Genomic DNA, 13,574 nt, shown 5'->3' with positions numbered 1-13,574 from the left:
CGCCCCTCGGGCGACTCGGCTTGCGAGTGTGCGCTGCGCGCATAGGTTGCCACTACGGCGACGCCTCGAGTCGCGTGGGGAGTGGGAATCCATGAAGCAGCTGTTCGTCGCCTCGGCGCTTGTCGCCCTTGCCGCCTTCGCCACGCCGGCCGCGGCGGCCATCGTCACCTTCGACGCCACCGCGACGCCAGCCCTGGGCGTGACGGGCGACGGGACGACCTATTCCGAAGCCGGTCTGACCTTTGTGTCCAGCGTGGGTGGGCCGGGCAACCTGCATGAGCTGAACCACTGGGGCGAGGGCGACGCCTACAACGCCGATCCCGGCGGCGCGACGCTCTTCCAGCGATTCATCGGGTCGTTCCTGACGATCACGCGGACCGGCGGCGGGGCCTTCTTCCTGGCGGGCTTCGACGTGGCCGACGTCTACAACAACGGATCGGCGGGACCCATCGTCTACAGCTGGGTCGACGGCGGCGGCGCGCACGAGGGCTTCTTCAACCTCGACGCTGACGTGGGGCTGCAGACGCTTAACCTCAACCTCAGCGGCGTGACCTCGTTCACTCTGCAGCAGAGCGCGCCCTACCTGCAGATCGACAACGTGGCCTTCGAAACCGCGGCGGTCCCGGAGCCGGGCGCCTGGGCGCTGATGATCCTGGGCTTCGGCGCGGCGGGCGCGGCGCTGCGGCGCCGGCCGTCCGCGCAGCCGGCGGGCTAAGCCTCCGGCGCCTGCGCCACCACCGGCGGGACCCATCCGGGCTCCAGCGCCTTGCGGGGGTGGAGCGAGCTGACCATGCCCATGAAGGGCGGCCAGATGTCGTAGCCCAGCAGGGTCTGTAGGCGGCGCGACATGGTCCGGGCGCGCTCCGGCGGGATGCCGAGGAAGAAGTTCTCCTGCGTCCGGCCCCAGGGCTCGCAATACTGGTTGGTGAAGGCCAGGCGGGGCTTGTCGCTGCGGTTCGCGCCGCCGCGGTGGATGGTCGTGCCGGCCATGACGAAACAGGCGCCCGCCGGGATCTCCATCGGGACCAGCATGGCGGTCATCTCCTCGACGGTGTTCGGGCGGCCATCGGCCCCGTAGTCGCCCCACAGGTGGCTGCCCGGGATCACCTCGGTAGCGCCGTTCTCGGCCGTGAAGGGATCGATCGCGGCGATCACGGTCATGCTGAGCGCCGGCCGGGGCCGGGGCTGGCGGTAGAAGCCGTCGTCGGTGTGGAGGTCCTGGGCCGCCTCGCCGGGATTGATCTGGATCGACTGGCTGGCGGTCAGGAGGTAGCCAGGCTGCAAAAACCGGTCGAGCAGCGCCAGGATGCGCGGCTCCTCGGTCAGGTCCTCGAACACCTTGGCCCGCGCCACCAGGGTGTAGATGCGCTCGGTGCTGAAGCCCTCGAACGCGTTGCGGCCCCGATGGGAGCCCATGTAGGGCGCCAGGCCATCGCGCACCGCCTGCAGCGTGCCCGCGTCCATGAAGTCCCGGATCACCGTGAAGCCCTGCTCGCGGATCTCCGCGGCGTGGGCGTCGGCGTCGAATCGGGCGGTGGGTTTGTCCATCTCGCTGCGCCTCCCTATTCTGGCAGCATAACACGCCGACCGGAGGACGCCCGATGAGCCAGAGCCTGAACATCCGCCGCGTGGCCGGCGCGCTCGGGGCCGAGATCTCCGGCGTGGACCTGGCCCAGCCGCTGCCCGACGAGACCATCGCCGCGATCCGCCGCGCCCTGGTCGAGCACCAGGTGATCTTCTTCCGCGACCAGGACCTGACGCCGGCCCAGCAGGTGGCGTTTGGCCGGCGGTTCGGGCCGCTGAACATCCACCCCTACGTCACCGGCATGGCCGGCCAGCCGGAGGTGATGGAGATCATCAAGGAGCCCTCCGACCGCATCAACTTCGGCGGCGGCTGGCACTCGGACATGAGTTTCCTGGAGACCCCGGCCATCGGCTCGATCCTCTATGCGGTCGAACTGCCCGCGTGGGGCGGCGACACCCTGTTCGCCAGCCAGGCGGCGGCGTTCGAGGCCCTGTCGCCCGGCCTGCAGAAGACGCTGGAGGGGCTGAACGCGGTCCATTCCGCCAGCCGCGAATACTCCGCCCAGGGCCACTCGGCCCAGAAGCGCGGCGCCATGCAGGTGGCCGAGGCGGACGGCTATGTGGGCGAGTACGTCCATCCGATGGTGCTGGTGCACCCGGAAACGGGCCGCAAGGCGCTGTACGTGAACCCGGCCTTCACCCTGCGGATCGAGGGCTGGAAGACCAAGGAATCCAAGGCGCTGCTGGACTATCTGTTCGACCATTGCCGCTACGAGGCTTTCACCTGGCGGTTCGCCTGGGCGAAGGGGTCGGTGGCGTTCTGGGACAACCGGTCGGTCTGGCACTTCGCCCTGAACGACTACCCCGGCCAGCGCCGCCACATGCGGCGGGTGACGGTGGACCCCTGGCCGGCCGCGCAGGCGGTGGCGGCGGAGTAGCCTGCTCAGGCTTTGAGCCACGCCTCCGCGCCGCGCGCGGCCGTGAGCGCCGTGGCGAAGCTGGCCTGGAGCAGGTAGCCGCCGGTGGGGGCTTCCCAGTCCAGCATTTCGCCGGCGACGAAGACGCCCGGGCGGGCCTTGAGCATCAGATGGTCGTCGAGGGAGTCCAGGCGCACGCCGCCGGCCGAGGAGATCGCGCGGGCGAGGCCTTGGACGCCGGTCAGGCGGATCGGGGCGGCCTTGATCGCGGCGGCCAGGGCGCCCGGTTGGGTGGGCAGGTCCTTGCCGTGGGCTTCGCGGAGCAGGTTGATCTCCACCGGCGACAGCTTCAGCGCCTTGCGCAGGTGGTTGGCGAGCGACTGGCCGGGCTTGCCTTGGCTTAGGCGCGCGGTGAGGGCGCCCGCGGTCATCTCGGGCCGCAGGTCGAAGGTCGCCTCCGCCGAGCCTTTCGCCTCGATGGCGTCGCGGAGCGGGGCGGAGAGGGCGTAGAGCGCGCCGCCTTCCAGACCGTAGCGGGTGACCATGGCCTCGCCGCGGACGGTGCGACCTTCGAAGCCGAGGGCGATCCCCTTGAGCGGCTGGCCGGCGAAGGCCTGCATCACCGGGCTCCAGGCCACGTCGAAGCCCATGTTGGCGGGGCGGAAGGGCGCCACGTCGCCTAGCCAGGCGGCCCAGCCGCCGTCCGAGCCGAGCCTGGGCCAACTCGCGCCCCCGAGGGCCAGGACGGTCGCATCGGGGCGCTCGGTGGTCTCGCCGTCCGGCGTGCGGAAGCGCAGGGCGCCGTCCTCGGTCCAGCCCAGCCATTCGCTGCGGGTGCGGATGGTGACGCCCAGCTCCACCAACCGGGCAAGCCAGGCCCGCAGCAGGGGCGAGGCCTTCAGCGTCTTCGGAAAGACGCGGCCCGACGAGCCGACGAAGGTGGGCTGGCCCAAGCCTTCGGCCCAGGCCGTGAGCGCCGAGGGCGGGAAGGCCTCCAGCATCGGGCGCAGTCGCGCGGCGGCCCCGCCGTAGCGGCCGACGAAGGCTTCGAAATCCTCGGAATGGGTGAGGTTCAGCCCGCCGCGGCCGGCCATCAGGAGCTTGCGGCCCACCGAGGGCATGCGGTCGTGGAGGGTGACCGCATGTCCCGCCGCCGCCAGGGTCTCGGCCGCGAACAGGCCCGCGGGCCCGCCGCCGATCACCGTGACGGCGGCCATGCGCCTAGTCGCCCCCGGCCATCGCCAGCAGGGCCGCGAGGCCCACGGACATGCCCTTGAGGCTCTCCGGCTTGGCCACGTCGATCCACTCGTCGAGCGCGTGGGCGCGGCCGCCGACACCGCCCGATCCGATGGTCACGGCGGGAATGCCCAGGCTGATCGGGATGTTGGAATCGGTGGAGCTGGCGCCCAGCACCGGGGTGTAGCCGGCGGCGCGCACGGCGGCGGCGGTCATGCGCACGATCTCGGCGTCTTCCCGGGTGGCGCCGGTGGGCCGCTCGCCGATCTGCTTGATGTCGGCCGAGATCTCGCCGGCGCGGGTGGAGCGGGCGGCGTTTTCGGCCTTCACCGCCTCGCCCACGATCTGGAGGAACTTCGCGTCGATCTTGGCCAGCTCGTCCTTGCTCTCAGAGCGCATGTCGACCTCGAGCCAGATGGCGTCGGGGATGGAGTTCACGCTGGTGCCGCCGCCGACCACGCTGGTGGCGTAGGTGGTCTTGGGCTGGGTGGGCGTGACGATCTTGTTCATTTCCACCACCGCCGTTCCCATGGCGGCCATCGGGTTGACCAGGCCATAGGCGCCGTAGCTGTGGCCGCCGGGGCCCTTGAACGTCACCCGGTAGCGCTTGGAGCCGACGGCGCCGAAGGTGACCCGCTCGGCCGAGGTCCCGTCCATCGAGAAGAAGGCGGCGATGCGGTCCTTGTACTTGCCCTTGGTGAAGATGTAGCGGACGCCGCGCAGGTCGCCCGGCCCCTCTTCGCCCACGTTGCCGACGAACAGGATGTCCTTCTTCGTCTTGACCTTGCCGGCGTCCAGCGCGCGGACATAGCCCAGCAGCACCGCCAGCGAATGGGTGTCGTCGCCGACGCCCGGGGCGAACAGCTTGGTCCCCTCGCGGCGGACCTTCACGTTGGTCTCCTCGGGGAAGACGGTGTCGAGGTGCGCGGCGATCACCACCAGCGGGCCGCCGGCGGGGCCGGTCCCGCGGCGCAGGCCCATGACGTTGCCCTCGGCGTCCATCTCCACGTCGGTCAGGCCGTGGGCCTTGAGCATGGCCATGTAGGCCTCGGCCCGCTTCTGCTCCTTGAACGGCGGGGCAGGGATCTCGGTCAGGGTGATGGTGTCTTCGACGATGCGGTCGTGCTCGCGGTCCAGGGTCTTCATGGCGGCCTGGAAGCCGGCGCTGTCGCGGATGTCCTGGACGGTGCGCTCGGCCGACGAGGATCGCGGGGCGGCGGTCGCGCCGGCGGCCAGGGTGAGCGAAAGGACGGCGGCGAGCCCAAGCCGCGAGACGCGTAACATCGTGATGGAATCCTTGCTTGCGAGCGGGGTCATATCAACCGATCCGACCGCCCTTCGCTAGGCTGTAAGGGCAGGATGTTTCGCATTACCGGGAATTAATGCGCCGATCCGTGCCCCTCGCTTGCCGCTCGCATGCCGGGACCTCTAAGCCTTCGCGTCACATAACCTGTAACTGGGGAGGCGCGTTCGTGCAGAACCGTCGGCAGCTGATGATCGCCGCTGGGGCTCTCGCCACACTGGCGGCGACGAGGGCCACCGCTCAACCCGGCGGGGCCGAAGCCCAGCTGGCCCGCTTCCTGGACGAGGTGTTCAAGGAGACCCTGGACGAGCAGCCCGAGCTTGTGACCTCCCTCGGCCTCGACAAGGGCGAACGCGCCGCGGCCAAGGCGCAGCTGCACGACGCCTCCCTGGCCGGCGTCGAGAAGCGCAAGGCGCGCAACACCGACCAGCTCCGGCGGCTGAAGGCCATCGACCGCTCGAAGCTCTCGGGCATGGCGGCGGTGAACTACGACACCCTGCTGTTCGAACTGCAGACCACCGAGGACGGCAACCGGCGCTTCAAGTACGGCGCGGCCGGCGCGGGCAGCCCCTATGTCCTGGCCCAGATCTGCGGCGCCTGGCAGGAGGTGCCGGACTTCCTGGACAGCCAGCACTCCGTCGAGACCCGCGAGGACGCGCAGGCCTACCTCGCTCGCCTCGAAGCCTTCGCCGCGATGATGGACGCCGAGGTCGAGCGCGTGCGCCACGACGTGGGCCTGGGCGTAATCCCGCCCGACTTCGCCATCGCCGGGGCCCTCAAGGGCATGGCGGTGCTGCGCGCGCCGGCCGACAAGTCGACCCTGGTCACCTCTCTGGCGACAAAGGCCAAGGCCAAGGGCGTGGCCGGCGACTGGATGGCCCAGGCGACGGCGATCTACGACGGCAAGGTGATCCCGGCCCTGGACCGGCAGATGGCGCTGCTGGAGAGCCTGAAGCCCAAGGCCGTGCACGACGCCGGCTGCTGGCGCCTGCCCGACGGCGAGGCCTACTACGCCCAGGTCCTCTACGCCCAGACGACCAGCAAGATCAGCCCGGCGGAAGTCCACAAGCTGGGCCGCGACGTCACCGCCGAGCTCTCGGCGCGGGCGGACGTGCTGTTCAAGGAACTGGGCTTCACCAAGGGCACGGTCGGCGAGCGCTACATCGCGCTCTACGAGAGCAAGAAGGGCGTCTATCCCAACACCGACGAGGGCAAGGCGAAGATCATCGCCGACCTGAACCAGGTGGTGGCCGGCATCCAGAAGCGGCTGCCCGAACAGTTCGGCACGCTGCCAAAGGCGCCCCTGGAGATCCGCCGGATCCCGCCGGCCACGGAGGGCGGCGCCTCCACCCACTACGAGGCGGCCAGCCTCGATGGCTCGCGGCCGGGGGTCTACTGGCTGAACCTGCGCGACACGGCCGAGAGCCCGTACTGGTTCCTGCCCACCACGACCTACCACGAGGGCAATCCCGGCCATCACATGCAGATCACTCTGCAGCGCGAGGCCGACCTGCCGATGATCCGCCGCGTGATGGGCTTCGGCGCCTATGCCGAGGGCTGGGCGCTCTATTCCGAGCAGGTCGTCCAGGAGATGGGCGTCTACAAGGGCGAGCCGCTGAACGAGCTGGGCTATATCCATGACGCCCTGCTGCGCTCGGCCCGCCTGGTCACGGACAGCGGGCTGCATGACCTGCGCTGGAGCCGCGAGAAGGCCATCGCGGAGATGCGCGCCATCGAGGGCGACCCCGAGCCGCTGGCCGCCCAGGAGATCGAGCGCTATTCGGTCTGGCCGGGTCAGGCCTGCAGCTACATGGTCGGCAAGGTGACGATCCTGCGCCTGCGCGAGAAGGCGAAGAAAGCGCTCGGGGCCAAGTACGACCCGCGCAAGTTCCACGACGCCGTGCTGCTGTCGGGCTCCATGCCGCTCACGGCCCTGGAGAACGTCGTCGACCTCTACATCGCCGGAGCCAAGGCCTGATGGATCGGCGCGCATTTCTCGCGACCGCGGCTGCGGCGGCGCTGGCTCCCGCGGCGCACGCCGCGACGCCGGAGGACGCCAGGCTTCGGGCCGTTTTCGACCGGTTCTTCGAGGACAACCTGGCGGACTCGCCCGAGGCCGTGACCCGGCTGGGGCTCGACAAGGGCCCCCGCGCGGCGGCCAAGTCGAAGCTGGACAGCGCCTCGCTGGAGAACCTGGCCCAGTCCAAGGCCCGCACCGTCCGCCACCTGGCCGAGCTCAAGACCATCGACCGCTCGAAGCTGAGCCCGTCGGAACAGCCGAACTACGACGCGGTGCTGTTCACGCTTGAGGGCGACGCGGCGGCGGGGAAGCGCTACGCCTACGGCATGGAGGGGGCGGGCCAGCCCTACGTCCTGTCGCAGCTCACCGGCGCCTACCAGGACATTCCCGACTTCCTCGGCTCCCAGCACGCCATCGAGACCAGGGCGGACTGCGACGCCTATCTCGCCCGCCTCGCCGCCTTCGGGACGGTGATGGACGAGGAGGTGGCGCGGGTGCGCCATGACGTGGGCCTGGGCGTGATCCCGCCGGCCTTCATCCTGGAACGGGCGCTGCAGCAGATGCAGGGCCTGCGCAGCTCCGCGCCCGCCGCCTCGCCGCTGACCACGCAGTTGACGAGTCGCGCCCAGGCCAAGGGCGTCGCCGGCGACTGGGGCGCGCAGGCGGAGAAGATCGTCGCGTCGGACGTCTATCCGGCCCTCGACCGGCAGATCGCGCTGCTGCAGTCGCTGCAGCCCAGGGCGAACCGCGACGCCGGCGTCTGGAAGCTGCCGGACGGCGAGGCCTACTACCGCGACGCCCTGCGCAATTTCACCACCACCACGCTGACGCCCAAGGAGGTCCATCAGATGGGCCTCGAGACGGCCAAGGAGCTGGGCGCGCGGGCCGAGACCATCCTGCGCGGGCAGGGGATGACCAAGGGGACGGTGGGCGAGCGGATCGCCGCGCTCTTCAAGGACACCCGATACCACTATGCCAATACGGACGAGGCCAAGGAGAAGCTGATCGCCGACCTGAACGCCATCGTGGCGGAGATCCGGCCGCGCCTGCCGTCCATGTTCGGGACCGTGCCCAAGGCCAATGTCGAGATCCGGCGGGTGCCCAAGTTCATCGAGGCCGGCGCGCCGGGCGGCTACTACAACCGCCCCGCCCTGGATGGCTCGCGGCCGGGCATCTACTGGATCAACCTGCGGGACAGCGCCGAGAACCCGTCCTGGACGCTGAAGACCCTGACCTACCACGAGGCGGTCCCGGGCCATCACCTGCAGCGCTCGCTGCAGCAGGAGGCCGACCTGCCGATGCTGCGCAAGATGGCGGGCTTCCCGGCGTTCGCCGAGGGCTGGGCGCTCTATTCCGAGCAGGTCGCCCTGGAGATGGGCGAGTACAAGGACGACCCGCTGGGCGAGCTGGGGCAGATCCAGGCCTCGCTGTTCCGGGCTGCGCGCCTGGTCGTGGACACCGGCCTGCATTCCATGCGCTGGAGCCGCGAGAAGGCGATCGAGACCATGAGCTCGATCGACGGCAGCCCCACCTCGTCCGCCACGACCGAGATCGAGCGCTACTGCATCCGTCCCGGCCAGGCCTGCGCCTACATGGTGGGCAAGCTCACCTGGCTGCGTCTGCGGGCCAAGGCGCAGGCCGAGCTCGGGCCCCGCTTCGACATCCGCAAGTACCACGACGCCGTGCTGCTCGGCGGCGCCATGCCCCTGACCGTGGTCGAGGGCGTGGTGGACCGCTGGATCGCGGCGCAGAAGGCTTAAGAGACCCCGATGACCCAGATCGACCGCCGCCGCTTCCTCCTCACCACCGCCGGGGCCGCGCTCGCCACCGCCGCGCCTGCGTTCGCGCAGGGCGGCGCCGAGGACGCGAAGCTCCGCGCCCAGCTCGACAGGATGTTCGAACAGACGGTGGACGACAGCCCCCGGTTCGCCACGTCGCTGGGCCTGGACAAGGGCGCGCGGGCGGCGCTGAAGAGCCAGCTCGACGACAATTCCGCCGCCGGCAAGCAGAAGCGCCTGGAGCGGGCCCGCCGCTGGGTGGGCGAGCTGAAGGCCATCGACCGCGAAAAGCTGTCGGCCGGGTCGAAGGTCGACTTGGACGTGGTGCTCTATGCGAACGAGCAAGCGGTCCGGAACGGGGACAAGTACCGCTTCGGCGACGTGGGCGGCAACTTCAGCCCCTACGTCATCAGCCAGCGCGGCGGCGCCTATGCCAATGTGCCGGACTTCCTGGACAGCCAGCACCGCATCGCCAATGCCGAGGACGCGCAGGCCTACCTTTCGCGCCTGTCGGCCTTCGCCAAGGCTATGGACAACGACGTGGCGCGGCAGGCCACGGACGTCGCCGCCGGCGTCGTCCCGCCGGACTTCGTGTGCGACCTGTCGCTGGGCCAGATGCGGGCGCTGCGGGGCCAGCCCGCCGACAAGGTCATCCTGACCACCTCCATCGGCCGGAAGGCCGCGGCGGCGAAGCTGGACGGCGACTGGGCGGCCCGTGCGCAGAAGATTGTCGAGACCGAGGTCTATCCGGCTCTCGACCGCCAGATCGCGGCCATGGAGAAGGTGCGGGCCAAGGCCAAGCCCGACACCGGCGTGTGGGCGCTGCCGGGCGGGGATGCCTACTACGCCGACGCGGTGAAGGCCTCGACGACCACCAACTATTCGCCGGAGGAGGTCCATCAGCTGGGCCTGACCCAGGTGGCCGAGATCGGGGCGCGGCTGGACGCGATCCTGAAGGCCCAGGGCATGACGCAGGGCACGATCGCCCAGCGGCTGATGAAGCTGAACGAGGACCCGCGCCAGGTCTATCCGGCCACCGACGCCGGTCGCGAGCAGATGCTGGCCGACCTCAACAAGGACGTGGCCGACCTCTACGGCCTGTTGCCGCGCGCGTTCAACAGCCTGCCCAAGGCCAAGGTGGAGGTGCGGCGGGTGCCGGCGTTCATCCAGGACGGGGCGGCGAACGGCTACTACCAGAGCGCCGCGCTGGACGGCTCGCGGCCGGCGGCCTTCTACATCAACCTCAAGGAGACCAGTGACTGGCCGCGCTATAACCTCAAGACCCTGGCGGTCCACGAGACCGTGCCCGGCCACCACCTGCAAATCGCCCTGGCGCAGGAGAGCGACCGGATCCCCATGCTGCGCCGGGCGGGCTTCGGCTTCTCGGCTTTCTCGGAAGGCTGGGCGCTGTACTCCGAGCAGCTGGCCGACGAGATGGGGGCCTATGAGGGCGATCCGCTGGGCCAGGCGGGCTACCTGCAGTCGCTGCTGTTCCGCGCCGCGCGCCTCGTGACCGACACCGGCATCCACTACAAGCGGTGGGGCCGGGCCCAGGCGACGCAGTACATGGTCGACACCATCGGCAACACCGAGAGCCGCGCCCAGCGCGAGGTCGAACGCTACTTCTCCTCGCCCGGCCAGGCCAACAGCTACAAGGTCGGCCACACGGTCTGGGCCAAGGTCCGCGAGGACGCCAAGGCGAAGCTGGGCGCCAAGTTCGACCTCAAGGCCTACCACGACGCGGTCCTGCTCTCCGGCGCCATGCCGCTGACGGTTCTGGAGCGGCACGTGCAGGCGTGGGTGGCCTCCCAGACCTGAGGTCGGGGACGGTCTTTTCGGCCGTTCACGGAAAACCGACCGTCGGTACAGTCGTCATGGGCGCGGATTGGCGCCAACCTCCCGGCCTCGAAGGTTTGGGAGGGACAGCCATGAAGATCCGCGTCGCATTGCTCGCCGCCGCTGCGGGCCTGTGGGCCGGCGGGGCCGGCGCCCAGCAGCACGACATGTCGAAGATGACCGGCATGAGCATGGGTCTGCCGCCCATGCCGTCGATCTACGCCGGCCAGGCCGACAAGCCCGGCGCGCCGGTGTTCCAGGGGCTGGGCGCCCACACCATGAAGGTGACGGCGACGCCCGAGGCGCAGAAGTTCTTCGACCAGGGCGTCAACCTGGTGTTCGGCTTCAACCACGCCGAGGCGATCCGCTCGTTCCGCGAGGCCGCGCGCCTGGACCCCAACTGCGCCATGTGCTGGTGGGGGGTGAGCTTCGCCCTGGGTTCGAACATCAACCTGCCGATGCCGGACGATGCGATCCCGGCGGCATGGATGGCGCTGAAGAACGCCCAGGCCGCCGCGCCCAAGGTCAGCGAACGCGAACAGGCCTGGATCGCCGCCCTCGCGACCCGCTACGCGGAAAAGAAGGGGGCCGACCGGGCGGCCCTGAACGCCGCCTTCGCCGCCGCCATGGGCGACCTGGCGGCCAAGTATCCGGACGACATCGACGCCCAGACCTTCTGGGCCGAGGCGATGATGGACACCCAGCCCTGGGACTACTGGCAGGCTGATGGCAAGACGCCCAAAGGCCACGGCGCCCAGATCGTCGCCACGCTGGAGAAGGTGCTGGCCACGGCGCCGGACCATCCGGGCGCGCTGCACCTCTACATCCACGCCGTCGAGGCCTCGACCACGCCGGAGCGCGCGGAGGCGGCGGCGGACCGGCTGCTGAAGCTGATGCCGGGCGCCGGGCACGTGGTGCACATGCCCAGCCACATCTACTACCGGGTCGGGCGCTATGCCGACGCCGCGGCGGCCAACGAGGCCGCGGCCAAGGTGGACGAGGACTACATCATCGCCTGCAAGGCGCAGGGCTTCTATCCGGCCGGCTACTACGGCCACAACATTCACTTCCTATGGACCTCGGCCGAGATGGAGGGGCGCTACCAGGCCGCCATCGACGCCTCGCGCCGGCTGGTGAAGGCGGTGGACGCGCCGAACCTGGCCAAGCAGCTCTCGGTGGCCGAGCTCTACAACTTCACCCCGACTGTCACCCAGCTGCGGTTCGGCAAGTACCGCGAGATTCTGGCCGAGCCCGCGCCCGACAAGATGCTGACGCTGGACAACGCCATGTGGCTGTACGCCCGGGCTTTCGCCCACGCGAACACCGGCGACCTCGCCGCCGCCCGCGCGGACCGCAAGAAGCTGGCGCCGCTGCAGAACGCCAAGTTCGACCGCTATGATGCGTTCGGGGTTCCGGCGGCCGGGATGATCGCGGTGGCCTTGGCCAGCGTGGACGGCGAGATCGCACGCAAGTCGGGTGACCTGCCCGGGGCCATCGAGCACTTCCGCAAGGCCCAGACGCTGGAGCGGGCGCTGCCCTACACCGAGCCCGCCTACTGGCACCGGCCGGTGGCGCATCTGCTGGGCGCGGCGCTGATCGAGGCGGGCAAGCCGGCGGAGGCGGAGGCGGTCTACCGCGAGAGCCTGCACCACTACCGCCGCGACGGCTGGGCGCTCATGGGCCTGGCCAAGGCGCTGGAGGCCCAGGGCAAGGCCGCCGACGCGCAGAAGGCCCTGGCCGAGTTCGGCGAGGCCTGGCGGCGCTCGGACACCCCGATCGCCACGTCCCGCCTCTGATCGAAGAGGCAGACTGCAACAGGTGGCGCCATCCTGCTGACATGGCCCTGTCAGCAGGAGCGGTGTTGAATGGGTCCGGACCAAGGGAGAACACCCATGTCGGACATCGTCTTCTACACCAACCCCATGTCGCGCGGCCGGATCATCCGCTGGATGCTGGAGGAGGTCGGCCAGCCCTACGAGACGAAGATCCTCGACTGGGCCAGCGGAGCGGCCAAGTCGCCCGAGTACCTGGCGATCAACCCCATGGGCAAGGTTCCCACCATCGTCCACGACGGCGTGGTGGTGACCGAGTGCGCGGCGATCTGCGCCTACCTGGCCGACGCTTTTCCGCAGGCGGGCTTGGCGCCGCCGTCGGGCAGCAAGCTGCGCGGGCCGTACTATCGCTGGCTGTTCTTTGGCGCGGGGCCTATCGAGCAGGCGGTGGCGTTCGGGACGCTGAACGTCGACGTACCGGAGGACAAGCGCATCTCGGTCGGCTTCGGCAGCATGGGCGACGTGTTGAACACGCTGGAAGGCGTCCTGAAGGGGCGCGAGTTCCTGGATGATCACGGCTTCACGGCCGCCGACCTCTACATCGCCTCGCACCTGTCGTGGGGCATGAACTTCGGCATGATCGAGAAGCGGCCGGTGTTTGAAGCCTATGCCGAGCGCCACGTGAACCGGCCGGCCGCCCTGCGGGCCGACGAGATCGACAATGCGCTCATGGCCGCCCAGCCGCAGCCGGAGCCCGCTGAATGAGGTCGAACTTCGTCCCGTAGAGATCCTCGAACACCGCCACGGACCCGTAAGGCTCGTGGCGGGGTTCCTCCAGGAACCTGACGCCGGCCGCGCTCATGCGGGCGTGGTCGCCGGCGAAGTCGTCGGTCTCCAGGAACAGGAAGACGCGCCCGCCGGCCTGATCGCCCACGGCGCGCGCCTGGTCTCCCACGGCCTTCGCCAGCAACAGCCCGCCCTGCGAGCCGCGGGGCCGGACGACCACCCAGCGCTTGCCGCCGCCCATGTCGGTGTCCTCGACCAGCTCGAAGCCGGCCTTGCGGACATAGAAGTCGATGGCCTCGTCGTAGTCGCGGACGAGGAGGGCGGTGAGGGCGAGTCTGGCAGGCATGACGCTTCACTACTCACTCCTCCCCCGTTGGGGGAGGGGGACCGCGGAACGCGGTG

At 70.1% G+C, this 13,574-nt stretch carries 11 protein-coding genes; 7 read left to right on the top strand and 4 right to left on the bottom strand.

Translation table 11 applies throughout. The annotated features are described in order from the left end of the window. Positions 1 to 91 precede the first annotated feature (91 nt). Complete coding sequence (locus A2790_RS13825) at positions 92 to 715, top strand: PEPxxWA-CTERM sorting domain-containing protein (RefSeq protein ID WP_293392695.1); 624 nt, start codon at positions 92 to 94, stop codon at positions 713 to 715. On the opposite strand, the gene A2790_RS13820 is transcribed toward A2790_RS13825, so the two are convergent. Next, positions 712 to 1,548, bottom strand: a complete 837-nt coding sequence (locus tag A2790_RS13820; RefSeq protein ID WP_293392693.1) for a phytanoyl-CoA dioxygenase family protein — start codon at positions 1,546 to 1,548, stop codon at positions 712 to 714. The genes A2790_RS13825 and A2790_RS13820 overlap by 4 nt on opposite strands. A gap of 53 nt (positions 1,549 to 1,601) precedes the next feature. On the opposite strand from A2790_RS13820, the gene A2790_RS13815 reads away from it, so the two are divergent. After that, complete coding sequence (locus A2790_RS13815; RefSeq protein ID WP_293392690.1) at positions 1,602 to 2,462, top strand: TauD/TfdA family dioxygenase; 861 nt, start codon at positions 1,602 to 1,604, stop codon at positions 2,460 to 2,462. 5 nt (positions 2,463 to 2,467) lie between these two features. Here A2790_RS13815 and A2790_RS13810 read toward each other — a convergent pair whose 3' ends face one another. Next, positions 2,468 to 3,658: a TIGR03862 family flavoprotein gene (locus A2790_RS13810; protein WP_293392687.1), complete on the bottom strand. Its 1,191-nt coding sequence runs from the start codon at positions 3,656 to 3,658 to the stop codon at positions 2,468 to 2,470. Positions 3,659 to 3,662: 4 nt separating this feature from the next. After that, complete coding sequence (locus A2790_RS13805) at positions 3,663 to 4,961, bottom strand: M20/M25/M40 family metallo-hydrolase (RefSeq protein WP_293392684.1); 1,299 nt, start codon at positions 4,959 to 4,961, stop codon at positions 3,663 to 3,665. Positions 4,962 to 5,149: 188 nt separating this feature from the next. On the opposite strand from A2790_RS13805, the gene A2790_RS13800 reads away from it, so the two are divergent. The 5 genes from A2790_RS13800 (at position 5,150) to A2790_RS13780 (ending at position 13,151) form a co-directional block, all read left to right on the top strand. Further along, positions 5,150 to 6,958, top strand: coding sequence for a DUF885 family protein (locus A2790_RS13800; RefSeq protein ID WP_293392681.1), 1,809 nt, complete (start codon positions 5,150 to 5,152; stop codon positions 6,956 to 6,958). Continuing rightward, the gene (locus A2790_RS13795) at positions 6,958 to 8,760 is read left to right on the top strand and encodes a DUF885 family protein (protein WP_293392678.1); all 1,803 of its coding nucleotides are present in this window, start codon (positions 6,958 to 6,960) and stop codon (positions 8,758 to 8,760) included. The genes A2790_RS13800 and A2790_RS13795 overlap by 1 nt, the downstream gene beginning before the upstream one ends. A gap of 9 nt (positions 8,761 to 8,769) precedes the next feature. After that, positions 8,770 to 10,596 (top strand): DUF885 family protein, encoded by a 1,827-nt coding sequence (locus tag A2790_RS13790; protein ID WP_293392676.1) that lies wholly within the window; start codon positions 8,770 to 8,772, stop codon positions 10,594 to 10,596. A 110-nt stretch (positions 10,597 to 10,706) separates the two neighbouring features. After that, the gene (locus tag A2790_RS13785; RefSeq protein WP_293392673.1) at positions 10,707 to 12,410 is read left to right on the top strand and encodes a tetratricopeptide repeat protein; all 1,704 of its coding nucleotides are present in this window, start codon (positions 10,707 to 10,709) and stop codon (positions 12,408 to 12,410) included. A gap of 96 nt (positions 12,411 to 12,506) precedes the next feature. After that, entirely contained in the window at positions 12,507 to 13,151 is a 645-nt protein-coding gene (locus A2790_RS13780; RefSeq protein ID WP_293392670.1) for a glutathione S-transferase, read from the top strand. Here A2790_RS13780 and A2790_RS13775 read toward each other — a convergent pair. Next, positions 13,114 to 13,518 carry a VOC family protein gene (locus A2790_RS13775; RefSeq protein ID WP_293392667.1) on the bottom strand — a complete coding sequence of 135 codons (405 nt, stop codon included), beginning with the start codon at positions 13,516 to 13,518 and terminating at the stop codon, positions 13,114 to 13,116. The two genes, A2790_RS13780 and A2790_RS13775, sit on opposite strands and share 38 nt — an antisense overlap. Positions 13,519 to 13,574 lie beyond the last annotated feature (56 nt).

The organism is Phenylobacterium sp. RIFCSPHIGHO2_01_FULL_69_31, from assembly GCF_001824475.1.
GTDB lineage: Bacteria > Pseudomonadota > Alphaproteobacteria > Caulobacterales > Caulobacteraceae > Phenylobacterium.
Note: the sequence above shows the minus strand (reverse complement) of the source record. Positions and strands in the feature narration are given on the sequence as shown.